The following is a 21,625-nucleotide window of genomic DNA, read 5'->3' as shown; positions in this document are numbered from 1 at the left end:
ACCGGGAAACCTTCACAAAAGGCGGTATGACCACTGCGGTCATACCGCCTTTCCTTATTCGGTCATTCCCCGAGCTTTCTTCTCCGACACCTTTCGCTGTAACTTAGTTTCTAGATACACGGAAGCACGGAAGAAGGAGTGAAGGAAAGCCATGACGGACCTCGCAGACACCGTCACCGGGCCCCTGGAGGGCATCCGCGTGATCGACCTGTCGACCGTGGTGATGGGTCCCTACGCCGCCCAGATCCTCGGGGACCTCGGCGCCGACGTGATCAAGATCGAGTCGCCCGCCGACACGGTCCGCGTCGGCCACTACCGCACCACACCGGGCATGACCCCGCTGAACCTCAACGTCAACCGCAACAAGCGCAGTGTGTCCCTCAACCTCAAGGACGACACCGACCGTGAGCGGGCACTCGAGCTGATCGACACGGCGGACGTGCTGATCACCAACATGCGTCCCGGCGCGCTGCACCGCCTGGGCCTGTCCTACGACGACATCGCCGCCCGCAACCCCCGCCTGGTCTACGCGCACGCCCAAGGGTTCCGCAGCGACTCCGACCGGGCCGGCAACGCCGCGTACGACGAGACCGTGCAGGCCGCCTCCGGCCTCGTCGACATCGCCGACCGGGCGCTCGGCGAGCCCGTCTACCTGCCGACCATCATCGGCGACAAGGTCTCCTCGCTGACCATCGCCTACAGCGTCCTCGCCGCCCTGTTGCACCGCGACCGCACCGGCCGGGGCCAGCGGGTCGAGATCCCGATGACGGACACGCTGATCGCGTTCAACCTGGTCGAGCACCTGGCGGGTCACACCCACGTGCCCGAGACGGGCCCCACCGGCTTCCCGCTGTCGATGCTCAAGGGCCACAAGGCGGTGCGCACCAGGGACGGCCTGGCCTGCGTCATGCCGTACAACCCGCAGAACTACCGGGACTTCCTCACCGCCGCCGGGCGCCCGGACCTCGCCGAGGACCCGCGCGTCAACGGGGAGGCCATCGACAGCGCCGACCACGAGGACCTGGCCGCGCTCCTGGAGACCTGCGCCCCGGCGCTGACCACCGAGGAGTGGGCGGAGGTGTGCGCCAAGCACAGCATCCCGATGGCCCCGGTGCTGGAACTGGAGCGCGCCCACGAGGACCCGTACGTCCGCGACGGCCATCTGCTGGACAGCGTCGAGCACCCGACCGAGGGCACGGTCCGCACCATCGGCATCCCGGTGCGGTTCTCCGCCACCCCCGGTTCGATCCGCCGGCTGGCGCCGGTCGCGGGCCAGGACACCGAGGACGTCCTCGCCGAACTCGACGCCGCCACCCGCTGACCGACAGCCGTCAGCCGTCAGCCGTCAGCCGTCACAGGAGAACCAGCATGAGCACCCCCACAGCCACCGTCGTCCGCACCGAACGCATCGACTCCACCCTGCTGATCACCCTCGACCGTCCCGAGGCCCGCAACGCCGTGAACGCCGCGGTCGCCTCCGCCCTGGCCGACGCACTCGACGCACTGGAGGCCGACCCCGCCCTGCGGGCCGGCGTCCTGACCGGCGAGGGCGGCACGTTCAGCGCCGGCATGGACCTCAAGGCCGCGCTGCGCGGCGAGTCACCCGAGGTCGAGGGCCGAGGGTTCGGCGGCCTGACCGAGGCCGAGCCCACCAAGCCGCTGATCGCAGCCGTCGAGGGCTTCGCCATGGGCGGCGGCTTCGAACTGGCCCTGGCCTGCGATCTGATCGTCACGGCCGAGGACGCCCGGTTCGGCCTGCCCGAGGTCAAGCGCGGTCTGATCGCCGCGGGCGGCGGCGTGATCCGCCTGCCCAAGCGCATCCCGCACCACCTCGCGATGGAGTTGCTGCTGACCGGTGAGCCGATCGACGGCCGCCGCGCCGGCGACCTGGGCCTGGCCAACCGGGTCACCGCCCAGGGGCAGGCCGTCGCCGAGGCTCTCCGCCTGGCCGAACGCCTCGCGGAGAACGCCCCGTTGGCCCTCTCGGCCGTCAAGCGTGTGGTCCGTGCCGCCGACGGCGCCCCCGACACCGAGGCGTTCGCCTTCCAGCGCACGCAGATGAAGCCCCTGATGGCCTCGGACGACGTACGCGAGGGCATGACCGCCTTCGCCGAGCGTCGCGCCCCCCGCTGGACGGGGCGGTGACGGCCATGCGTGCACAGGAAGTACGACAGCACCTGACCACTCCGCTCACCAGCCCGGCGTTCGCGCCCGTGGTCCCCCGGTTCACCGACCGCGAGTACCTCAACATCGTCTACCGCACCGACCCCGACGCGCTGCGGGCCGTCGTCCCCGAACCGCTGCGCGTCGAGGAGCCGTTGGTCCGGTTCGAGGTCATGAAGATGGGCGATGTCAGCGGTTACGGCCCCTACACCGAGGCAGGGCAGGCGATCCCCGTCAGCTTCGAGGGCGAGCAGGGCGAGTACCTGCACGCGATGTACCTGGACAACTTCCCGGCCACCGCCTCCGGCCGCGAGGTCGCCGCCTACCCGAAGGTCATGGGCTCCCCGTCGCTGTACGTCGACTGCGGCGCGGTCGTCGGCACCCTCGACCACGGCACCTTGCGGGTCGCCACCGCCACCATGGGCTACAAGCACCACGAGCTGGACCGACGCGAGGCCGAAGCTCAGATCGCCGTACCGACGTTCATGCTCAAGACGATCCCCGGCTACGACGGCCTGCCGCGCGTGCAGGAACTGGTCCGCACCCGCATCACCGACCTCACCGTCAAGGGCGCCTGGACCGGCCCCGCCCGGCTCCAGCTCTTCCAGCACGTGCTCGCCCCGCTGGCGGACCTGCCGGTGCTGGAGGTCGTCGCCGCGAGCCACATCCTCACCGACCTGACGCTGTCGGGCGTCGAGCCGGTCCACGACTACCTGAAGGGAGGCGCTTCCTCATGACCCGCCCCTTCCGCACGGCCGCCGTCATCGGCGCCGGAACCATCGGACTGTCCTGGACGGCGCTGTTCGCGGCGTACGGCCTGACCGTCCGCGTGAGCGACCCACGCGAGGACCTCGCCGAGGCCGTCGCCGACTCCCTGGCGCAGTACGCCCCGCACCTGGCCGCCCGCGGCCTGGACGTGACCGGCCTCGCCGACCGGGTGCACATCGCGGCCAGCGTGACCGACGCGGTCCGGGACGTTGACGTCGTCCAGGAGAACGGTCCGGAGCGTGTCGAGTTCAAGAAGGACCTGTTCGCCACGCTGGCCCGTGAGGCGCCCGCCCACGCGCTGCTACTCAGCTCCTCGTCCGCGATCCCGGCGACCGCGTTCACGGGCGAGCTGGCGGACGAGGACGCCGCGCGCGTCCTGATCGGCCACCCGTTCAACCCGCCGCACCTGGTCCCGCTGGTCGAGGTCGTCCCCGGCGAACGCACCGGCGAGGACGCCGTACAGACCGCGTCGCACTTCTACGCCTCGGTCGGGCGCACCCCGGTCGTCGAGCGCAAGGAGATCCCCGGCTTCGTCGGCAACCGCCTGCAGAACGCGCTCAGCCGCGAGGCGGTGTACCTCGTCGAGCAGGGCGTGGTGACTCCCGAGGACCTCGACAAGGTCGTGACCAACTCCCTGGGCCTGCGCTGGGCCACGGTCGGCCCGTTCCTCGGCTCACACCTGGGCGGCGGCCCCGGCGGCTACCGGCACCTCGTGGAACACATCGGCGCCTCCATGCAGGACATGGGGGACGGCCTCGGCCGCCCCACGCAGACGCCCAACCAGCGGGAACGGCTCATCGAAGCCGTGGAGAAGGCCTACGGCTCCGCCACGTACGCGGAACTCGCCGAGACGCGCGACCGCAAGCAACTGGCCGTCCTTGACGCGCTGGACAGCGCCAGCCGGATCACCGGGACGACCGCCTCGAAGGAGGAGCACTGAGATGACCACCACCACCCGGCCCACCACCCCCGGCCCCGTCGCCGACGAACTGACCGCCGACTTCTACCACTACGAGTCGCTGCTCCCGGACGAGGAGCGCAAGATCCTCCTCAGCGCCCGCTCCCTCATGCGCGACCAGGTCAAGCCGCTCGTGAACGACAACTGGGCCAAGGGCGAGTTCCCCAAAAAGCTCATCGGCCTGTTCCGCGACAGCGGCCTCGCCGGACTGCCCTATGAGGGCTACGGCGAGCACAAGCCCGCCGCGAGCAACCTCCTGACCGGCATGCTCGCCATGGAGATGAGCCGTACCGACGCCTCGGTCGCCACCTTCTTCGGCGTCCACAACGGGCTGGCCATGTACTCCGTCCACTCCGGCGGCGACCAGGAGCAGCGTGACCGCTGGCTGCCGGCGATGGCCGCGATGGACAAGATCGGCGCGTTCGCGATGACCGAGCCCCTCGGCGGCTCCGACGTCGCGGGCGGCATGCGCACCACCGCCCGGCGCGAGGGCGACACCTGGGTCCTGAACGGTGCCAAGAAGTGGATCGGCAACGCCACCTTCGCCGACTACGTCGTGGTGTGGGCGCGGGACGAGGACGACAACCACGTCAAGGGCTTCGTCGTCGAGAAGGGCACACCCGGCTTCGACCCGGTGAAGATCCGGAACAAGCTCGCCTTCCGTATCGTCGAGAACGCCGAGATCACCCTGACCGACGTCCGCGTCCCGGAAGCCAACCGCCTGCAGAACATCAACTCCTTCCGCGACGTCGCCGAGATCCTGCGCGCGACCCGCGCCGGGGTGGCCTGGCAGGCGCTCGGTGTCATGACCGGCGCCTACGAACTGGCCCTCGACTACGCCCGGGAACGGCAGCAGTTCGGCCGTCCCATCGGCGGCTTCCAGCTCGTGCAGGACCTCCTGGTCAAGAGCCTCGGCAACATCACCGCGTCCTGGGGCATGCTGGTGCAGCTCGCCCGGTTGCAGGACGCCGGCATCTTCCGCGACGAACACTCCTCCCTGGCCAAGGCGTTCGTCACCTCGCGGATGCGGGAGGTCGTCGGCTGGAGCCGGGAGATCTTCGGCGGCAACGGCATCCTCCTGGACCACGACATCCCCCGGTTCTTCGCCGACGCCGAGGCGATCTACTCCTTCGAGGGCACCCGCGAGATGAACACGCTGATCGTGGGCAAGTCGATCACCGGCCAGAGCGCCTTCGTGTGAGGAGTGACCCGTCGGATCGGGCCCCGGGGCAGAACGCCCCGGGGCTCTCGCCGATCTCTACGCGACAGGAAAGTCGAAGTAGGTGTCCGGATAAGGCTCGTCCTTCAGCGTGTAATGCCACCATTCGCACGCGTACGCGCTGAAGCCGCAGTCCTCCATGACGGAACGCAGGTGTTCACGATTTCGTGCTTCGGCCCGCTCGATTCCCGTTGCCCCATGGTGGGAGCGGGAATCCATCAGGTCATGGCCACCGCCCATGGGAGCGAGTTCACCGGTCTCCAGCTGATACAGCGTCACGTCGACGGTACTGCCCCGGCTGTGGCCCGACTTGGTGGCCACGTGTGTGCGTGCGCACCGGCGGGCCGAGCCGGATCGCGAACGCCCCGTGTGCCTTGAGACAGGCCGCCAGCGGGTCGAGCCACGCGTTGATCTCACCGGTCCAGTCGATGACCGGGCCCTCGGGCAGATAGGCCAGTGTGAAGCGCTCGAGCCGCGGGACCGGGCGGTGCAGGACGAGCCCGGCACCAACCAGTTGCCGGCCGTCGTACCAGCCGAGGGACTCGCCGCGCCACTCGGTCTTGACGCGGGCCCACGCCGGGGTCTGCAGGAAGCTGACCGACGGCTGTGCCCGCACGAACGCCGAGTGCTCGGCGGCGCTGATCGGCCCGACGCTCAGGCTCCCGCCTGCGGCCTCGCGGTTGGGCCTGACTCCACTCACTGGTCGGCCATCCGGTCCGCCATCCGCTGATTCGCTGTAGGACATCCCGCCATCCAAGGCAGCGCGGTGTTGCGGGTCCGTATGCGGTTTTCGATACGCCGAGGACATGCTTGAGTCCGTGCGTGCAGGGGGATCGGTCCGACCCCGGTCGTGGGCCTCGGTCCGTACCGGTCCACGGGACCGTGAGCGCAGGCATGATGTGGCAATGACTCACAGCGCCCGCCACATGTTCGAGCTTCTGGAGCCGATCTGCCTGGTCACCTTCTTCGCCGACGAGTGCAACGAGGAGCTGGCCGCGCTCGGCCACCGCACCTACTGGGACGGCTACTTCGCCAGCCGTGCCGCGCCGCTGGGGCGGGTGCCGGCGCAGGTCGTGCACGCGGCGTTCTACAGCTTCGCCGACGGAGAGGCAGCGCGGCACATCCCGAGCGCGTGGGAGGAGATCCCGCCGGAGGCATCCGTCGCGGCGCGGGAGCGGGGCAGCGCGGCCTCCTTGCGACGGATCCTCGGCGCCGAACTGGCCGGCTCCCCGGGCCTGGCGCGCGCCGCCGACCTGACCACCAAAGCCGCGACGAGCGCGCCCATGGAAGGCCGCGTGATGTACGCGGGGATGCGCACCCTCACGGTACCGGGCGACCCGGTCACCCGGCTGTGGCATTCGGCGACCATGCTGCGCGAGCACCGCGGTGACGGACATGTCGCCGCCCTTGTCGGAGCGCGCATCGGCGGCACGGAGGCCCACATCCTCTCCGCGCTGGACATGGGCATCCACCCCCCGGAGTCCTTCGGGCGCGTCCAGCACCTGCCGAAGGAACGGCTGGCCACGGTCATGGACGGGCTGCGCGAACGCGGGCTCGTCGACACCGACGGCCGCTTCACCGACGCCGGCCGCGAGACCAAGCAACGCATCGAAGCCCTCACCGACGAGCTCGCCGCCCCGCCGTACGAGGCCCTGTCCCCCGCCGAGCTCGACGAGCTGGTCGCCGAGCTCGAACCCATCACCGCGACACTGGTGGCCGCCGGGTCGCAGTGACGAGCGGCGACCGGCGGGGCGAGGAGCACCCGGCGGAACGGATCAGTGCTGACTGATGTAGCAGCGAACGGTCGTTCCATCGGGGGTGGTGTGGATGCGTACGAGGTCGGCGAGGGTGTGCACGAGCAACAGACCCCGGCCGCCGAGCTTGTCCTGTGCGGGTGGGCGACGGCCGGCCAGCGGATCGTTCAGGTGCCCCTTGTCCCGTACCTCGCACACCACATGGCCGTCTTCGGCCCACACCCGCAGAGTGCCGTAACCCCCGCCGTGCACCACGCTGTTGGTGGTCAGCTCGGCCACGATCAGGGCCACGTCCTCCAGACGGACGCCCGAAAGGTTCAACCTCGCAGCCCGTTCGACCGCGAACTGCCGGACTGCCGGCAGTTCGCCGGCCCGGAAGTCGAGTTCCTCGCCCGTCGCCGACCGCTCCAGGGGCTGGTTGTAGCGTGCGACCACGTGCTCGGGCGCGTAGGCGGTGCTGGGCCGCTCCCTGCCGCCGGAGATGATCACGGGATGGGTCGCGTGGGCGTCGGTGAGTGCCTGCTCGTCGAGGCGGTCGGCGTCGTAGGGGCACAGGATGGTGACGTCCCGCCCTTGGAATGCCGGGTTGATCAGTGCCTCGTGCTGGACGCAGGCCGGGTACTCCACCGTGCTGCGGCCGGCCCAGATCGGCTCGCCGATGATCCGCACCCGCTGGTGGCGATGGGAGTCCGCGAAGGCGCGCAGCACCCTGGGGATGATCCGTCCCGGGTTGCGCCCCGCCTCGGTCATGTCGAGGAACTTCACCTGGGCGACGTCCTCACCCAGGGCCCTCTTGAGGAGGGCGAGGTTCGCCCCGGGCACGGCCACCGCCACCGGCTCCCCGGCCTTCAGACCGTCGCGGATGAAAGGCACCGTGCCGTGCAGGTACTCCTTCTCGCCCTGGTAGAACAAAGCGGGATGAACAAACGGTTCGGTGCTGGGCTCCATCATCGCCCCATCACCTCGACAGTGAGCAGGTCCGGCCAGAACAAGTCCAGTACGCGCTGCAGGGTGGCAGGCGGCTCTTCGAGCACGATGCGTCGCCCCCGTGGAAGGCCCTGGGCGGTCATCGCGAGGGCGGAGACGCCGGCGACATCGACGAAGGTAACGGCGGAAAGTTCCAAGTGGCACGTCTCTTCGTCGCTCCGGGCAAGGCGGTGCAGCGTCTGTTCCCAGGCCGGGCGAGTGAGCAGACTGACCTCGCCGACCGCCTGCCAGCCCGGCCGGTCCGTCAGCGGCAGCACGCGCAGGGCTCCCGCCGGCTGGGCCGACGAAGCCGACGGCGCGTCCGCCTCCCCTGAACTGTCCACGCCGTCACCCCTGTTTGCCCGCGTCTTGCTTCCCAGTATCTCCCACCGGTGGAGTGTAAACGGCGACAGCAGGGGAGGCCGCGTCCGGTCAGGGGGTGCGGGGCGCGCGTACCTCGTTCCAGGCAGATCGAGGGGGCGATGCCGAGGGTGCGGGCGAGGTCGCGGTCGGTCTGCCGCGCATCGCGCTGCAGGTACCGGACGACACTGCGACAGGTCTTCCGCACGGCCCGGACCCACGGGACCACACCGGCCGACGCGGCCAGGGAACTCGCCCAGCAGCGCGTCCGCCAGGACGGGAAGCCCGAAATGCCGATCTTTCGCCCGACGATGACAACGAACAGGAGAGCTGACGACATGACGAACCGCTGGGTCGGAGTGACCATCGACTGCCTCGACGTGGATCGGACCGCGGGCTTCTGGAGCGCACTGCTGGACCGCCCGCCAGTGCCGTCCCGGCCCGGCTGGGTCTACCTCGGCCGCCCGGGCGACCCGCAGCCCCGGCTCACCTTCCAGCCAGTGACCGAGCCGAAGCACGACAAGGTACGCCTGCACCTCGATGTCGCGGTCGACGACATCGACCAGGGCATCGCGCAGGTCATCGCCCTCGGGGGCCGGTTCACCGGGGAGCGCCACGACTACGACGAAGGTGTGGTCGTCGTGATGACCGATCCCGAAGAGCACGAATTCTGCCTGGTCCAGTACTACTGACCCGTCACAGTCAGGTTCAGCGATCATGGACCAGCGGCGGCTCGCTCAGCTGATGGCGAGTCCCGCGCCGTGTCGGTGGCGGCCGCCACTTCTCGGGTGTAGCGTCATGATTCAGCAGTCGTGGTTCCGAAGTCCTGTTCGCCCGTGATCGCCGTCACGGGCGTTCTTGCGTGTCAGCGCCTCTCCGGACCAGGGCGATCACCTCCGGGCGCGCAGGTCGCGGGCCCGGTTTCCCTCGAAGGAGACGGTTATGGCCAAGGGCACTGTCAAGTGGTTCAACAGCGAAAAGGGCTTCGGCTTCATCGAGCAGGAGGGCGGCGGCCCCGACGTCTTCGCCCACTACTCGAACATCGCCGCCCAGGGTTTCCGTGAGCTGCAGGAAGGCCAGAAGGTCGAGTTCGACGTGACCCAGGGCCAGAAGGGCCCGCAGGCGGAGAACATCCGTCCCGCCTGATTTAGCTGCTGCGGCAAGGCCCGGCGTCCCGGACTCCGGGATGTCGGCCTTGCCGCCCGCAGCGATCGTCAGCAGGCCGGGGGCTTGCCGACGTCGCACCGGACACGACCATCAGCTACGCCGTCACGCGATTGTGCATGCGCCCCGCGTCCTCGGCCGCCGTCAGTCCGGTTCCGAACAGAAGTCCGACGCCGATCGCCGCCCTCATCGGGCCGAGCGGGGCGAGGATCTGCCGGACCAGGCCGTGACGAGCATCGGCAGGACCAGCCACCAGCGGCGCCCGGCACGGCGACGCCACTCGCGCGCAGCCATCCCCACCGCCGCGGGACGATCCAAGCGCCCGCGAAGCAGTCCACCTTGGCGAACCGCACCTGCACCGCGGGCACGCGTTCGACGCCGCGCGCTTGCAGAAAACGCGGCGCCAGCTCGTCCGGTCGTGCCGTGATCCTCATGCCCTGCGCTGTCGCTCCGGTGGACCCGCCCCTTCAGTCGTCGGACGCGGAGTCGCGGACCGGGCTGTCGGTCTTCCGGAGGGTCTCGCGGGCCGCCTCACGTAAGGCGGAGACGGACGGTTCGTCGCGGTTGTCGGGAAGCCAGGCGAGTTCGGACGTCGAGAGGCCCAGCTCCGGGCAGTCGACGTAGGTGATGCCGGCGCGCGGGTACAGACGCCGGGCCGCGGCGGGCAGGAAGGTGATGGCACTGCCCTGAGTGACCGCAAGGACCATGGCCTCGGTGTCTCTGACGACAGGCCCGAAGCGGACCCTGGTGCCGTCGGGGCGGGGATTGACCGTCAGGTGGTTCCACCACGAGCGGGGCACTTCCGGCGGCATGTCGACGACCCTGCGATCGGCGAGGTCGCCGAGTGTGAGAGTGTCCCGGTCGGCGAGCGGGTCGTCGTCGGACAGACAGACCACGCGTGTCTCGGACGCCAGGTGCAGGGACTGGATCCCGCCGGGCAGGGGACCGCGGAGGAAGGCGGCGTCGACCTCCCCGCTGAGCAGGGTGCTGAACATGTCGACGAAGGTCAGGTTGCGGACCTCGATCTCCAGGTCGGGGTGGTGACCGCGGAGGCGGGCGAGGGCGGCCTGCGCGTAGGGCATGGCGGCCTCGGCCCCGAGGCTGCCGATCCTCAGGAGCCCACGCGCCGTGCCGGCATGCCGGTCGGCCGTCTGTCGCAGTCGGGTCATGGCGGCCACCACGGTCCTGGCTTCCTCGGCGATGGACTGGCCGACCGCGGTGAGCCGCACGTTCCGGCTGCCACGCTCGACGAGTACGACGCCGAGCCGCTGTTCCAGAGACCTGATCTGCTGGCTGAAGGCGGGCTGAGAGACGTAGACCCGCGCCGCCGCGCGCCCGAAGTGAAGCTCCTGGGACAGGATCAGAAAGAGTCGGAGTTGGTGGAGGCTAGGTTCTCGCCTACGACTGGATCCGCCACCGGCACTCATAGCTGAAAGGTTATCGACAAGGCGGTCATCCTCTTCTCGCGCTCATCTTTCCCCTCCGGGCCCACTCCATCAGGATCGATGGGCGACGGCGGTTGTGCCCGCAGCGCCTTTCTCGAGGAGTCACTTGCTTCGTATCCACTTCGGCTGGCGCGATCTGGAGAACATCCGGGTCGCTCAACAGCCCGACCCTCTGTGGGAGTTGATGTGCGCAATCTGCCGTCTCCAGACGCGTCAGGGGGTCGTGGAGTTCGGGCACTGGCGTCGGGAGGCAGGTCAGCGGCTGGCGCGAGACCGTCGGGCCTCCCATGCACTGGGCACCCTGCGCACCGTCATCCCGGCCTCCGGCTACATCCCCGACTTCCTGACGCCCCCGGTCACCGGCGAGTGCCTGGACGCGGGGCTCGAAAGGCTACGGGCCACGCCCCGTGACCGATTGGCCGCGGAACTGAGCCGCTTCGCCGGCTCGCGACCGGTACCGAGCTGGATGCACGGCCCCCATGAACGGCCCGGTTCCTCGCTCAAGCTGGTCTCCGACGCCCTGCGGGCCTCGTTCCGGGCGCTGCTGGAACCCTACTGGCGGCATGTCCGTTCGGCCGTGGGTGACGACGTGTCGGTCCGCACCCGCGCGGTCGTGGACGGAGGCACCGCCGGCCTCCTTGAGGGCCTGCGCCCCTTCGCCCGGTGGAACCCGCCGTATCTGGACGTCGACTATCCCGTCGACCGGGAGCTGCGGCTGGAGGGGCGGGGGCTGATGCTCGTACCGTCGTACTTCTGCTGGGGCAGGCCCACGGCGCTTGCCGATCCCGGTCTCGATCCCGTTCTCGTCTACCCCGTCAGGAAGCAGCCGCTCGACCTCGCCCGTGCCGGCGAGGAACGGCTGGAGCGACTGCTCGGCCGCACCAGGAGTGCGGTTCTCGTCGACGTGGCGGGCCATTCCACACGGACGACCACCGAGGTGGCACAGGCCCTCGAACTCGCACCGGCCAGCGCGAGTTACCAGATAGGTGTCCTGCGCGGGGCGGGACTCGTAGTCAGCAGGCGCGACGGCAAGCACGTCGAGCACACGGCGACGTCGCTGGCACTCAACCTGCTCGCCGGCACGGGGACGACGTTTCGAAGGGGATCGAAAACATAGCGGCTCGTACGGGTGCGTGGCACTGTCTTCGCAACCGTTGAACTACGGGGGGATCCACATGGGGCGTGCCGTGAAGGCCGCGCTGATCGCACTGGTGGTGCTCGGCTGCTGCTCCGTCCTGGCTGCAGGGTCGACACCGGCTCAGCGGGTGACGATCACGGCGCGCTAGCGGGTGGAAACAAGAGCAGTCTCAAGGGGGAACACATGAACCTGCGCAAGCGTGTGATCACCGTGGTGTTCCTGGCAGCGACCGCCCTGGGTGCCCTTGGTGCGCCTGCCATGGCGGTGCCGATGCCGTGGGAAACCAGCAAGGTCCCGGCGATCCCAGCAGTCCCAGCCGTCACGGCAGTCCCGGTCGCCACAGGCGGACACATCGGCACCGTCACCGTCCGGTGCGGGCCTCCCTGCTATCAGTAGGCGCTGCTCGTACACCAAACCCCCTGATGCCCGGGCGGCCGGCCCGGGCATCAGGGGGTTTGCGCCTTGGCCGGCCCAGCCGCCGAGGCTGTTCAGCTGAGAAAGCCTTTCTTTTGACAGGCAGGCCTTGAGTCAGACGCCGTTCGAGGTCAGACCCGGTCACCAGTAGTGACGTCGGCCGGCGACCGCGTGCCCCATGGACCCCAGGACCCAGAAAACGGCACCCAGAACAGCGAGGATGATGCCGAGGGTCCACAGGATCGATATGCCGGTGAGGAAACCGACGACAAGCAGGATGATGCCGAGGGCGATCATGACGTTCCTCCTGGTGTTGGCTGACGTGTTACCTCCCGAATGCCCCGAAGCGGCAACATCACCCCACCCCCGGTAACCGAGAAGTCGGCAAGCGCCGTGCCGGCCGGACCGCCGTCGCACTACGCCCTGTGATGGCGCACGCCGGCAGCTTGTCCGGCGCGGACCCGGGCCGCCGAGCTCTCCACCCGGCCACGTCGAGCCGCACGTGCCGCGGCACATCGCCCCGGATCACCACGACCGCGCGCACGCCCACCGTTCCCACATGGCAGGAAAACCTGGCCGCCCGGACGGGAGTCGGTCCAGGATCCGAAAACCGTGGTCAGCAGGGGCCGTTGCAGGGAAAAATGGTCGGCATGACGTACGAAGGCTCCTCCATCGACCCGTCCAGGCCCAGCATCGCCCGTGTCTACGACTACCTGCTGGGTGGCAAGGACAACTACGCCGTGGACCGAGAGATCGGCGACGTGTTCAAACGGGACCTGCCCGGCTCGGTGGCCATCGCCTTCGCCAACCGCGCGGCCCTGACCCGCGCGGTCGGGGAGATCGTGAGAAACACCGGCATCCGGCAGTTCATCGACCTGGGCAGCGGCCTGCCCACCGCCGACAACGTCCACCAGGTCGCGCAGCGGCACGACCCCGACACCCGGGTCGTCTACGTCGACATCGACCCCCAGGTCCTGGTCCACGGCCGTGCGCTGCTGGAGAAGGACGACCGGACCCGGGTCGTCGCGGTCGACGTACGCGACCCCGAGGCCATCCGCACGCACCCCGACACCCGGGACATGATCGACTTCACCCGGCCCGTCGCTGTCATGTTCAGCGCCATCCTCCATCACGTCAACGACGACGAGGACCCGGCGGGCATCGTCCGTTACTGGCGCGAGAGCGTGCCGTCCGGGAGCTATTTCTTCGTCAGCCACTTCCGTTCCGGCAACAACCCGGAGACGCAGGAGGCCGAGAAGGTCCTGCAGCAGACGTTCGGCCGCGGCCGGTGGCGCACCGACGCGGAGATCGCCTCCCTCCTCGACGGCCTGGAGATCCTCGACCCCGGTATCGTCCCGGCGCCCCTGTGGCGTCCGGACCAGACCGAGACCCCCTGGAACAACAGCGGAGAACGGCAACTCACGGTCTGGGAACACCTCATCGCCGCCGCCCTCGCCCGCAAACCCTGAGGGAAGGTCCTGTACGTGCACAGGAGTCGTGTATACGCGGTCATCATCGACACGCCCGAAGCCGAGGCCGCCCGGGCGGCAGAGTTCTGGTCGGCGGCTCTCGGCGTCGTCGCCAAGCCGTTTCCGCCGGCACCGCAGTTCACCACGCTCCATGAGGCTCTGCCGGGACTGATCACCTCCGTGCAGGCCGTCGACGACACGCCCCGGATGCACCTGGACATCGAGACCGACGACGTCGAGGCGGAAACCGCGCGCCTGATCGGCCTGGGTGCGGAGCAGATCTCACAGTGGCTGGAGTGTCACGTGCTTCGCGTACCCGGTGGGCATCTGGTCTGCGTGGTGCCCGTGGACAGTGATCCCGAGGTCTTCCAGGCGCAGGCCACTGTCTGGCCGTAGCGTCGTTACGGCTGACGATCGGTGGTGCCTTCAGCCACACCGCCCGGCTGGGCGGTGTGGCTGCGGCTTCCTGGCCGGCTGACTGGCTGTGCGTTGTGACGCGAGGGTCAGACCCGGGTGAGGCGGACCGCCACCGTCTCGCTGACCGTCAACGGCCGGTCGTAGTCCGGGTCCGTCGCCGTCGCGCGGCCCTCGACCTCGACGTCGCCCTTCTGGAAGGGGACCGAGCCGGTGGGTACGGCCGTACCGGTCCAGGCGACCGGGGCGCCCGGGGTGCAGGACACCGACGTGGAGAAGGAACCACGGATGAGGTCCCGCTTCTTCACCTGCGTGACGTCGCCCGCCACGGTCACCTGTACCGGCTTGTTGCAGCTCACCGTGCCGTTGAAGGTGGCCTTGCCGTTGAGGGAGCTCGCGGTGCCGTTCAGGGCGATGTCGAGGTCGAGGCCGAGTTCGGCCGGCGGGGCCGGGTTCTCGATGTGGATCTCGCCGCGCGCGGCCGGGGTGCCTCCCTCGCAGTGCTGCACGAAGTCGGCGTCGAGCTTCTTCACATAGCCCTGGGGGCCGAACTCCACCGCGGAGATGGTGAAGGTGCCGGTGAGCTGGTTGCAGCCACGGCCGTTGCCGCTGAGCGACAGGCCCGGCTCGGTCGCGTCGTTGAACGGGTAGCGGGTGGCTCCCGTGTACGTCCCGGGCGTCAGCGTCTTGCCCGTCGGCGCCGCGAGGTCCAGGTACCACCAGTCGCCGTTCGCTCCGTCGACGGAGACGGAGACCACCCTGTTGTCAGTGTTGCCGGAGACGTTCATGCGGTCCTGGGACGCCGTCGTGTAGGCGTAGGACTGGCCGCCGCTGATGTAGTCGCCCTCGTCGCCGCTGAAGCTGAAGGAGCCCTGGGCGACCGGCAGGGCGTGCGCTTCGGTGCCGGAGAGCAGGCCGGTGGTGCCGGTGGCCATGGCCAGCGCCAGCCCGAGGGTGGCGGCGGCACGGGCCAGGACGCGTCTGGGCATGGTGAGATTCAAGGATGTTCCCCCTGTCTGGTCACGTGATTCCGGTTCGCCGACGTGATGCTTCCGCGCACGGATTCGCACACAAGTCCGCATAATGTGGTCGGCGAGGTGAGTCTGCCAATCAGAGGGCTGTACGACAACTGCGTTTCAGGTGTGATGAGTTGATGTTTCAGCCAACCCCTGGTGTCGGCGTCGTGCGCTCGGATCCCGGTCTCAGGGCGCGATTCCCACGCCGCCGATCCGGCTCCACGTTCGCTCCTGCGCGGCGGTCATGGCGGGCTCGGCTGTGGCGGGGACGTCCGTTTCGGAGCCCGGCATGTAGGGCTGCGCCGGCTTCACGGACGCCGGAACATCCGTCTCCGAGCCCGGAGCGGGTGTCTCCGGGACGTGTAGTGCTTGCCGGTGGAAGTGGACTTCGCCGGAGAGGCTGCGCGCGCCTTCTGCGCATCGGCGGGGGCGTCCGACGAGGTGGATGCGGCGCGGGCTGTGACTGCTCCGCCGAGGGCCGGCACGGCGCCCGCAGCTGTGGCGACCGGCGCGGCACGAACGCGGCCCGGACGGAGGCCGCGGAGAGCAGCATGACGGACTGACATGCCGGTCTTCGCATCAGGGATCGTAGAGGTCTGGTGGCGGGCCGTCCGTCACGGGAGGGGACCGGGGCCTGTTGGGGGCAACTGCCGCCCGGTCGGCACCAGTTCGTCGCGTGGTGTCGGATCAGCGTTGCAGCCATTCATCGAGCAGCGCGGCCTCAGCTTTGGTGAGACTGGGCAGCTCGGGCAGGAGAGTACGGAAGGCCGCAACGACAGCCGCCGGGTCCTGGGTGGGAACAGCGGTTTCATCGGCGAGGATGGCGCGGGCGATCGCGTCGAAGGCGGCGTCGGCCAGGTGCGGGTCGCTTTGCTCCGGCGGCAGGGTCAGCAAGGTGTGGACGGTTCCGGTGCCCGCCGAGCGAATGAGGTTGACGGCGCGTTCCTCGCTCACCCGGAGCCGTCCGGCGGCGGCGACCCTGTGCACACGCTCGGCCAGGATCCGCACTCCCTTGGCCTGGGCCGGGGTGTCGCGTGCCCGGGCCGGGTCGAACAAAAGGCCGTAGACATACGGGTTGGCCAGGCCGAAGCCGATCTGCGTGTTCCATCCCGCGCGGAGGTCTTCCAGGGGGTCGTCCGAGGGCGCGACAGTCTGCTTGCTCGCCACGTGTTCGGCGAAGACATGCTCAGCGGCCGCATCCAGCAAGGCGTCCTTGTCCTGGAACAGGCGGTAGAGAGCGGGAGGCTGCAGCCCGGCGTCCTGGGCGACGCGCCGCGTGGTCACAGCGGTCGGCCCCTGCTCGCGCAGCAGGCTCGCCGCAGCCTTCACGATGCGGTCCCGGGTGATGTCTCGCCGCTGCGCGTTCGATGCCATGGAGCCGATGGTATCGCCCATGCGTGACAGGCGATGTTATCGGTGATATCGCAGCCTTACGCTGAACAGCTACCTACTGATTCCAACGATAGTATCAGTGATACCGTTTATTCGTCCCGCTGGAAGCATCGTTGGATGGGAAGCCACCATGCTGATCGTCACAGGAGCCACCGGCCGACTCGGGGCGCTGATCGTCACCCGCCTTCTGGAACGGGTGCCGGCCGACAGGATCGGCGTCAGCGTGCGCGACGTGAGCAAGGCCGCCCACCTCGCCGAGCGCGGCGTCCGAGTCCGGGCGGGAGACTTCACCGGACCCGGCACTCTCAAGCACGCGTTCGAGGACGCCGAGCGCGTCTTGATCATCTCCGCGGCGATACGAGGCGACCGGGCCTTGCCCGCCAACATCGCCGCCATCGACGCAGCGCGGGAATCGGGCGCCCAGCGCATCCTGTACACCAGCCACCAGGCCGCGTCCCCCACCTCTCTCTTCCCGCCGCAGAAGGTCCACGCGGCCACGGAGGAGCATCTCCAACGGCAGGGAGTCCCGTACACCGCTCTCCGCAACGGGTTCTACGGCTCCACCTTGGGCTTGTACGTCGGCGCAGCGCTCAAAACCGGCAGGCTGGCCTTGCCGCAGGATGGCCCGGTGTCCTGGACGGCCCACGAGGACCTGGCGGAAGCCGCGGCCTCCGCGCTGGCCGACGACGGTGCGCTCGAAGGAATCACGCCGCCGCTGACAGCACCCCACACGCTGGACTTCGCCGACGTCGCCGAGATCCTCAGCCGCATCACCGGCCGGACCATCACCCGAGTCGTCATGGACGACGACGAGTGGACATCCGCGGCGGTCGCCGAGGGGATGCCCCGGCCGGCTGCCGAGTTCTCTCTGACGATGTTCGCGGCTTCACGCAATGGCGAGTTCAACGCCACCGATCCCACGCTGGAAGCCACCATCGGTCGCCCCGCGAAGACCGTCCACGAGATGTTGGAAGCCGTCATACGCAGCCAGTAGACCGAAAGCCCCTGCATTGCGGCCGGCCCTGACCGGTCACGTTCCGGGCTGGTCGATCAGGGAATTCCCCGATGGACCAGCCCGACGCGATATGCGGGATCGACTCAGCAGCCGGTGGCGTTGTAATTCCAGAACGCCGCCCTGGTCTGGGGTCCGGCGATTCCGTCGGGAGTTCCGGCGTTTTCTCCGACGGCGTTCAGGAACTTCTGCAGCGCCGTGATGGTGTTGGATCCGACGACCCCGTCGACGGTGCCGGCGTTGTAGCCCCAGGCGTTGAGCATCCTCTGTGCGGCCTTCCAGCTGTTGGTGCCCAGCTGGCCGTCCTCGGTACCGGCGTTGAAGCCCCAGGCGTTCAGGCAGTTCTGCCAGTTCTTGGCCCGGGCCGTGTTCAGACCGAGGTTGTTCACCGCGAGGATCGAGGCACGCGGGCTGCTGACCGCAGACTTGGTGGCGTGCTGGGGAGCCGCCACGCTCGCACTGGCCCCCGCAAGTCCTCCGGCGGCCATGCCGACGACGGCGCTCGCGACAACAAGTGCCCTGGTCAGAGAAGTTCGCATGAGTTCCTCTTTCCGATCGACAATGAATGCGCTGACGCGACAGCTCGTACGGGCCGCCTGCGCCGCCGCAAGCGTGCCAGGGTCGGGCGCCCAAATCTCGTGAAAATGCGCTCCACTTTTTCGTATGACCAGCTTCAGGCCATATTTCAGTCACCTGCGCAGAAGACTCCGTCAGAAAGAGTCCAGCTGAATTCCGGCCAACGTCCACGTGCAGCAAAGGGTTATACCGACGGCGTGGTGAGTTTGGTGGCCACGGCGTCGAGGACCCAGTCCAGGCCGGTTGCGAAGGATGTCTCGGCGTCCACGTCGGTGCCGTCGTACACAGCCTTGGCCAGCGCCGGGAAGCGGCCGGTGGCCAACATGCTCGCCACGCGCGGGCCGTGGGCGCGCTGCCAGTCACGCTTGGACAGGCCTGTGGCGCGCTCGGCCCGCAGGTTCGCGATCTCGCGCCTGATCGCGCCGATGAAGTAGGCGCTGACGGTCTCCACGGCGCGCATGACGGTGTCGACATCAGCGAGGCCGTCGAGGGCGGCCAGCGTGGCCTCGGTCACGGCGAGGCCGTTCGGGCCCAGGGCCGGGCGACCGCCGAGCAGGTCGGCCAGCCATTCATGACGGAGAGCCGCCTGCCTGGTGCGATGGGCGAGGACGCGCAGCGCCTCCCGCCAGTCACCGGGCTGCTCCTCAGGGAGAATCTCGGCCTGGACCTCGTCCACCATGAGGTCGAACAGCTCCTCCTTGGTGGAGATGTATCGGTACAGCCGCATCGGGCCGGCATCCAGGCGGGCCGCGACCTTGCGCAACGACACGGCCTCCAGCCCGCCCTCGTCGGCCAGCGCAATGGCGGCGGCGACGATCCGCTCTCGGTCGAGCGGCACAGGGCGAGGCAGCGGCTCCGGCCGGTCCCACACAGTCATGCTCTCACCGTACCGTTGCGATGCACCGTACACGACCAATACAGTGTATCGGCATGAGACATCGCATCGCAGTGGTCGGAAGCGGCCCTGCCGGCCTGACCTTCGCTCGCGTCCTGCACCGCCTCGACCATCCCGTCACCGTCCTCGAACGCGACCCCTCCCCCGACGCCCGCCCCCCGGGCGGCACATTGGACCTGCATGAGGGGCTGGGTCAGCTTGCGCTGGACAAGGCGGGGTTGCTGGCGGAGTTCCAGGCGCTGTCTCGTCCCGAGGGGCAGGCCATGCGCATCCTGGACACGGACGGGGCCGTCCTGCGCGACTGGCGGCCCCGCCCCGATGACCTGGCCAATCCCGAGATCGACCGCGGGCAATTGCGTGACCTGCTGCTCGGCCCTCTCGACGTCCGGTGGGGCCTGGGCGTGACGCAGGTGGTGCCGGGGACTCGGGAGGGCGTACGAGTCGATTTCGCGGACGGACGACAGGAGACGTTCGACCTCGTGGTCGGCGCGGACGGTGCCTGGTCCCGGGTCCGCCCGGCGGTCTCGCCGGTGACACCCCACTACACCGGCATCACGTCGATTGAGACCTCCCTTGACGACGTCGACAACCGCCACCCTGACCTCGCCCGGCTGATCGGTGACGGTTCCCTGTCCGTGTACGGCGTGAACCGAAGCCTCACCGCTCAGCGCAACAGCGGCGGCCACGTCAAGGTGTACGCCAAGTTCCGCGCACCGCTGGACTGGCACACGAACCTGGACCTGGACGATGTCGAGGCCGCGCGATCGAGCCTGCCGCCATTGTTCGACGGCTGGGCCGCCCCCGTCCTCGACCTGCTCCGCCACGGCACCGCTTTCGTCCACCGCCCCATCCACGTCCTGCCCGTGTCCCACACCTGGACCCATGTGCCCGGGGTGACGCTCCTGGGCGACGCCGCGCACCTGATGCCCCCGTTGGGGGTGGGCGCCAACCTCGCGATGCTGGAAGGAGCCGAACTCGCCGAATCCATCGCCGCCGCCGGATCTGGAGACCTGGACGAGGCCGTCCGCGCCTTCGAGGAACACATGTGGGCTCGGGCCGGCAGGTGGGCGAAGATCACGGCTGCCGGTCTGGAACGCCTGGTGAGCCCGGACCCCGCCGAAGCCGTCGCCCTCTTCGACCAGGTCCAGCCGTCCTGACCGCCCGGCACGAGAGCAGCAACAGAGCCTGTCCAGGTGCGGATCACAGTGGCGGCCTCCTCAAGGACCAGCAGCTGTGCCCCGGGGATCTCGCGCGCCGGCGCCTCGCCGTTGCCTACGGGGAAGAACCGGTTGCGGCGGCCATGGACGACGAGCGTGGGGACCCCGAACCAGACCCATCTGGTTGGCCGTCTGGACTGAGGGAGCGGTGCCGGGCGTGCGGTCCCCAGATGCGTGCGGCGGTTGCGCGCGGCGGCGCGGCGACTCTCGCCGACGCGCTCGGCCGGGGACCTGTACCGCGCGGTTGCCCCCGGCCCGTCCGACGTGCAGGACCCGGCGATCGACGGGGCGTCGGAGAGCGTCCATGTGCTCGGGGCCTCGCCACCGGTGCCCAGCCCGTTGTCCGGGCCGACGGCGGGTCCGGTGACGAAGCCGTCGAGCGAGAGCGAGAGATCAGCGATGAACCGAGTCATGCCAGGGCAGACCCGAGCCGCCGACGACACTCATCCCTCACGTCCCTGTGCATTGCACAGCCACCCTGCCGGCACCGGACAACGCGAACGTCGCCCGGTGCCGGCACTGGTGAGGAGATATCGGAGCGAGGGCCGGACAGCCTGCTCTCCTCCCCCCTTCGCCTCTTCTCAGACGCCGCTCCAGGGATCCGCCCTGCGCGCCAGCTTCTTCGCCCGGCGCCGTACGTCCGGGGGCAGGCGGTGGAGGACCGTGCGTGCTGCCCGGCGCAGGGGCGGGGCCGATGTGGTGCGCAGGTAGAGGCGGTGCGGGAGTGTGGCCTGGCCCGGTGGGCGGACGGAGAGGCGGAGTTGGCCGGCCGCCCCGGCCCAGGCCGGGATCACCAGGTGGGGCGGGTTTCCGACCCTGACCGAGCCGAAGCCGACACCGAGGCCCGCGCCGAGACCGAGGTCCGGAGCGGCACCGCGCGTGGCGTCGTCGCTGCGTGTCACCCTCGCCCTGCGGCCCACGCCGAGGAGTTGGGCGCTCGCCCACACCACATGGGTGCCGGTTTCCATCGCCCGGCCGCCGGCCAGGGTGAGGGGGTCGATGGCCGTCTCCCCGGTGACCACGACGCGGTGGCGGCCACCGCCGAGCGGTTGGGTGCACGGGATCAGATCGGCATCGGGGAACCACCACATGTTCCGGGCCGTGTCGTGGACCAGGAGTTCACCGTAGGCGTGGCCGAGCGGGTGCGGGGCCTCCCAGCCCTCGGCTCCCTTGATGCCGTCCAACAGGTCGGGGTCGAGGAGCATACGGCCGTAGCGCTCGACGAGGACGAGGGGTTCACCATTGGCGTGGCGCATGCCGATCGTCGTGGTGACGTGGAGTTTCC

22 protein-coding genes and 4 pseudogenes are annotated in these 21,625 nt (G+C 69.4%); 14 read left to right on the top strand and 12 right to left on the bottom strand.

Going from position 1 to position 21,625, the window contains the following annotated elements; all coding sequences use genetic code 11:
• Positions 1-151 precede the first annotated feature (151 nt).
• Genes ACGFWE_RS38795 through ACGFWE_RS38775 form a run of 5 tightly spaced genes read left to right on the top strand, consistent with a single transcriptional unit; the run spans position 152 to position 5,090 of the window.
• Complete coding sequence (locus tag ACGFWE_RS38795; protein ID WP_393604912.1) at positions 152-1,321, top strand: CaiB/BaiF CoA transferase family protein; 1,170 nt, start codon at positions 152-154, stop codon at positions 1,319-1,321.
• Positions 1,322-1,368: 47 nt separating this feature from the next.
• A complete protein-coding gene (locus ACGFWE_RS38790) occupies positions 1,369-2,145 on the top strand; it encodes a crotonase/enoyl-CoA hydratase family protein (RefSeq protein ID WP_393604910.1) in 777 nt (258 codons plus the stop codon).
• 5 nt (positions 2,146-2,150) lie between these two features.
• On the top strand, positions 2,151-2,900 hold the full coding sequence (locus ACGFWE_RS38785; RefSeq protein WP_352389665.1) for an acetoacetate decarboxylase: 750 nt from the start codon (positions 2,151-2,153) through the stop codon (positions 2,898-2,900).
• Positions 2,897-3,871: a 3-hydroxyacyl-CoA dehydrogenase NAD-binding domain-containing protein gene (locus ACGFWE_RS38780; RefSeq protein WP_393604908.1), complete on the top strand. Its 975-nt coding sequence runs from the start codon at positions 2,897-2,899 to the stop codon at positions 3,869-3,871. The genes ACGFWE_RS38785 and ACGFWE_RS38780 overlap by 4 nt, the downstream gene beginning before the upstream one ends.
• A gap of 1 nt (position 3,872) precedes the next feature.
• Positions 3,873-5,090 carry an acyl-CoA dehydrogenase family protein gene (locus tag ACGFWE_RS38775; RefSeq protein ID WP_393604906.1) on the top strand — a complete coding sequence of 406 codons (1,218 nt, stop codon included), beginning with the start codon at positions 3,873-3,875 and terminating at the stop codon, positions 5,088-5,090.
• 57 nt (positions 5,091-5,147) lie between these two features.
• Here the strand turns inward: ACGFWE_RS38775 and ACGFWE_RS38770 are convergent.
• Positions 5,148-5,432: pseudogene (locus ACGFWE_RS38770) on the bottom strand (M15 family metallopeptidase); the annotation flags it as partial.
• A pseudogene (locus ACGFWE_RS38765) lies at positions 5,431-5,853 on the bottom strand (peptidoglycan bridge formation glycyltransferase FemA/FemB family protein); the annotation flags it as partial. The pseudogenes ACGFWE_RS38765 and ACGFWE_RS38770, both read right to left, overlap by 2 nt.
• A gap of 160 nt (positions 5,854-6,013) precedes the next feature.
• Here ACGFWE_RS38765 and ACGFWE_RS38760 point away from each other — a divergent pair.
• On the top strand, positions 6,014-6,841 hold the full coding sequence (locus ACGFWE_RS38760; RefSeq protein ID WP_393604904.1) for a MarR family transcriptional regulator: 828 nt from the start codon (positions 6,014-6,016) through the stop codon (positions 6,839-6,841).
• A 42-nt stretch (positions 6,842-6,883) separates the two neighbouring features.
• On the opposite strand, the gene ACGFWE_RS38755 is transcribed toward ACGFWE_RS38760, so the two are convergent.
• Both ACGFWE_RS38755 and ACGFWE_RS38750 read right to left on the bottom strand, forming a co-directional pair.
• Positions 6,884-7,813 carry an anti-sigma factor RsbA family regulatory protein gene (locus ACGFWE_RS38755; protein WP_393604902.1) on the bottom strand — a complete coding sequence of 310 codons (930 nt, stop codon included), beginning with the start codon at positions 7,811-7,813 and terminating at the stop codon, positions 6,884-6,886.
• A complete protein-coding gene (locus tag ACGFWE_RS38750; RefSeq protein ID WP_352389670.1) occupies positions 7,810-8,106 on the bottom strand; it encodes an STAS domain-containing protein in 297 nt (98 codons plus the stop codon). The genes ACGFWE_RS38755 and ACGFWE_RS38750 overlap by 4 nt, the downstream gene beginning before the upstream one ends.
• Positions 8,107-8,526: 420 nt before the next feature.
• On the opposite strand from ACGFWE_RS38750, the gene ACGFWE_RS38745 reads away from it, so the two are divergent.
• Both ACGFWE_RS38745 and ACGFWE_RS38740 read left to right on the top strand, forming a co-directional pair.
• Positions 8,527-8,880 carry a VOC family protein gene (locus ACGFWE_RS38745; protein ID WP_352389671.1) on the top strand — a complete coding sequence of 118 codons (354 nt, stop codon included), beginning with the start codon at positions 8,527-8,529 and terminating at the stop codon, positions 8,878-8,880.
• A gap of 250 nt (positions 8,881-9,130) precedes the next feature.
• Complete coding sequence (locus ACGFWE_RS38740) at positions 9,131-9,334, top strand: cold-shock protein (RefSeq protein WP_007379522.1); 204 nt, start codon at positions 9,131-9,133, stop codon at positions 9,332-9,334.
• Positions 9,335-9,819: 485 nt separating this feature from the next.
• Here ACGFWE_RS38740 and ACGFWE_RS38735 read toward each other — a convergent pair whose 3' ends face one another.
• Positions 9,820-10,779, bottom strand: coding sequence for a LysR family transcriptional regulator (locus tag ACGFWE_RS38735; RefSeq protein ID WP_352389673.1), 960 nt, complete (start codon positions 10,777-10,779; stop codon positions 9,820-9,822).
• Positions 10,780-10,903: 124 nt separating this feature from the next.
• On the opposite strand from ACGFWE_RS38735, the gene ACGFWE_RS38730 reads away from it, so the two are divergent.
• Together ACGFWE_RS38730 and ACGFWE_RS38725 are read left to right on the top strand one after the other, a co-directional pair.
• Positions 10,904-11,914, top strand: coding sequence for a helix-turn-helix domain-containing protein (locus ACGFWE_RS38730; RefSeq protein ID WP_393604899.1), 1,011 nt, complete (start codon positions 10,904-10,906; stop codon positions 11,912-11,914).
• A 204-nt stretch (positions 11,915-12,118) separates the two neighbouring features.
• Positions 12,119-12,331 carry a hypothetical protein gene (locus ACGFWE_RS38725; RefSeq protein ID WP_393604897.1) on the top strand — a complete coding sequence of 71 codons (213 nt, stop codon included), beginning with the start codon at positions 12,119-12,121 and terminating at the stop codon, positions 12,329-12,331.
• A 159-nt stretch (positions 12,332-12,490) separates the two neighbouring features.
• Here the strand turns inward: ACGFWE_RS38725 and ACGFWE_RS38720 are convergent, their stop codons facing one another.
• Positions 12,491-12,646 carry a DUF6131 family protein gene (locus ACGFWE_RS38720; protein WP_352389676.1) on the bottom strand — a complete coding sequence of 52 codons (156 nt, stop codon included), beginning with the start codon at positions 12,644-12,646 and terminating at the stop codon, positions 12,491-12,493.
• A gap of 353 nt (positions 12,647-12,999) precedes the next feature.
• Between ACGFWE_RS38720 and ACGFWE_RS38715 the strand changes: the two genes are divergently transcribed.
• Both ACGFWE_RS38715 and ACGFWE_RS38710 read left to right on the top strand, forming a co-directional pair.
• Complete coding sequence (locus tag ACGFWE_RS38715) at positions 13,000-13,818, top strand: SAM-dependent methyltransferase (protein WP_352389677.1); 819 nt, start codon at positions 13,000-13,002, stop codon at positions 13,816-13,818.
• Positions 13,819-13,833: 15 nt separating this feature from the next.
• Positions 13,834-14,214: a VOC family protein gene (locus tag ACGFWE_RS38710; RefSeq protein WP_352389678.1), complete on the top strand. Its 381-nt coding sequence runs from the start codon at positions 13,834-13,836 to the stop codon at positions 14,212-14,214.
• Between the two features lie 107 nt (positions 14,215-14,321).
• Here the strand turns inward: ACGFWE_RS38710 and ACGFWE_RS38705 are convergent, their stop codons facing one another.
• Positions 14,322-15,221, bottom strand: a complete 900-nt coding sequence (locus ACGFWE_RS38705; RefSeq protein WP_393604894.1) for a hypothetical protein — start codon at positions 15,219-15,221, stop codon at positions 14,322-14,324.
• Between the two features lie 714 nt (positions 15,222-15,935).
• Positions 15,936-16,622 (bottom strand): TetR/AcrR family transcriptional regulator, encoded by a 687-nt coding sequence (locus ACGFWE_RS38700; RefSeq protein ID WP_393604892.1) that lies wholly within the window; start codon positions 16,620-16,622, stop codon positions 15,936-15,938.
• Between the two features lie 148 nt (positions 16,623-16,770).
• Here ACGFWE_RS38700 and ACGFWE_RS38695 point away from each other — a divergent pair, with 148 nt between their 5' ends.
• A complete protein-coding gene (locus tag ACGFWE_RS38695) occupies positions 16,771-17,634 on the top strand; it encodes an NAD(P)H-binding protein (protein WP_393604890.1) in 864 nt (287 codons plus the stop codon).
• A 104-nt stretch (positions 17,635-17,738) separates the two neighbouring features.
• On the opposite strand, the gene ACGFWE_RS38690 is transcribed toward ACGFWE_RS38695, so the two are convergent.
• Positions 17,739-18,191, bottom strand: a complete 453-nt coding sequence (locus ACGFWE_RS38690) for a peptidoglycan-binding domain-containing protein (RefSeq protein WP_352389682.1) — start codon at positions 18,189-18,191, stop codon at positions 17,739-17,741.
• A 221-nt stretch (positions 18,192-18,412) separates the two neighbouring features.
• Complete coding sequence (locus tag ACGFWE_RS38685) at positions 18,413-19,105, bottom strand: TetR/AcrR family transcriptional regulator (protein WP_393604888.1); 693 nt, start codon at positions 19,103-19,105, stop codon at positions 18,413-18,415.
• Positions 19,106-19,158: 53 nt separating this feature from the next.
• Between ACGFWE_RS38685 and ACGFWE_RS38680 the strand changes: the two genes are divergently transcribed.
• Positions 19,159-20,280 carry an FAD-dependent oxidoreductase gene (locus tag ACGFWE_RS38680; RefSeq protein WP_393604886.1) on the top strand — a complete coding sequence of 374 codons (1,122 nt, stop codon included), beginning with the start codon at positions 19,159-19,161 and terminating at the stop codon, positions 20,278-20,280.
• A 294-nt stretch (positions 20,281-20,574) separates the two neighbouring features.
• On the opposite strand, the pseudogene ACGFWE_RS38675 reads toward ACGFWE_RS38680, so the two are convergent.
• A pseudogene (locus ACGFWE_RS38675) lies at positions 20,575-20,753 on the bottom strand (dihydrofolate reductase); the annotation flags it as partial.
• 168 nt (positions 20,754-20,921) lie between these two features.
• Positions 20,922-21,625, bottom strand: a pseudogene (locus ACGFWE_RS38670) (glycosyltransferase family 2 protein); the annotation flags it as partial.

The organism is Streptomyces sp. NPDC048523, assembly GCF_043199815.1.
In the GTDB taxonomy this organism is placed as follows: Bacteria; Actinomycetota; Actinomycetes; order Streptomycetales; family Streptomycetaceae; genus Streptomyces.
Note: the sequence above shows the minus strand (reverse complement) of the source record. Positions and strands in the feature narration are given on the sequence as shown.

Coding starts and splice junctions, on each gene's coding strand:
- ACGFWE_RS38795 (WP_393604912.1), top strand. CDS start 152: ATGACGGACCTCGCAGACACCGTCACCGGGCCCCTGGAGGGCATCCGC.
- ACGFWE_RS38790 (WP_393604910.1), top strand. CDS start 1,369: ATGAGCACCCCCACAGCCACCGTCGTCCGCACCGAACGCATCGACTCC.
- ACGFWE_RS38785 (WP_352389665.1), top strand. CDS start 2,151: ATGCGTGCACAGGAAGTACGACAGCACCTGACCACTCCGCTCACCAGC.
- ACGFWE_RS38780 (WP_393604908.1), top strand. CDS start 2,897: ATGACCCGCCCCTTCCGCACGGCCGCCGTCATCGGCGCCGGAACCATC.
- ACGFWE_RS38775 (WP_393604906.1), top strand. CDS start 3,873: ATGACCACCACCACCCGGCCCACCACCCCCGGCCCCGTCGCCGACGAA.
- ACGFWE_RS38760 (WP_393604904.1), top strand. CDS start 6,014: ATGACTCACAGCGCCCGCCACATGTTCGAGCTTCTGGAGCCGATCTGC.
- ACGFWE_RS38755 (WP_393604902.1), bottom strand. CDS start 7,813: ATGATGGAGCCCAGCACCGAACCGTTTGTTCATCCCGCTTTGTTCTAC.
- ACGFWE_RS38745 (WP_352389671.1), top strand. CDS start 8,527: ATGACGAACCGCTGGGTCGGAGTGACCATCGACTGCCTCGACGTGGAT.
- ACGFWE_RS38740 (WP_007379522.1), top strand. CDS start 9,131: ATGGCCAAGGGCACTGTCAAGTGGTTCAACAGCGAAAAGGGCTTCGGC.
- ACGFWE_RS38735 (WP_352389673.1), bottom strand. CDS start 10,779: ATGAGTGCCGGTGGCGGATCCAGTCGTAGGCGAGAACCTAGCCTCCAC.
- ACGFWE_RS38725 (WP_393604897.1), top strand. CDS start 12,119: ATGAACCTGCGCAAGCGTGTGATCACCGTGGTGTTCCTGGCAGCGACC.
- ACGFWE_RS38720 (WP_352389676.1), bottom strand. CDS start 12,646: ATGATCGCCCTCGGCATCATCCTGCTTGTCGTCGGTTTCCTCACCGGC.
- ACGFWE_RS38715 (WP_352389677.1), top strand. CDS start 13,000: ATGACGTACGAAGGCTCCTCCATCGACCCGTCCAGGCCCAGCATCGCC.
- ACGFWE_RS38705 (WP_393604894.1), bottom strand. CDS start 15,221: ATGCCCAGACGCGTCCTGGCCCGTGCCGCCGCCACCCTCGGGCTGGCG.
- ACGFWE_RS38700 (WP_393604892.1), bottom strand. CDS start 16,622: ATGGCATCGAACGCGCAGCGGCGAGACATCACCCGGGACCGCATCGTG.
- ACGFWE_RS38695 (WP_393604890.1), top strand. CDS start 16,771: ATGCTGATCGTCACAGGAGCCACCGGCCGACTCGGGGCGCTGATCGTC.
- ACGFWE_RS38690 (WP_352389682.1), bottom strand. CDS start 18,191: ATGCGAACTTCTCTGACCAGGGCACTTGTTGTCGCGAGCGCCGTCGTC.
- ACGFWE_RS38685 (WP_393604888.1), bottom strand. CDS start 19,105: ATGACTGTGTGGGACCGGCCGGAGCCGCTGCCTCGCCCTGTGCCGCTC.
- ACGFWE_RS38680 (WP_393604886.1), top strand. CDS start 19,159: ATGAGACATCGCATCGCAGTGGTCGGAAGCGGCCCTGCCGGCCTGACC.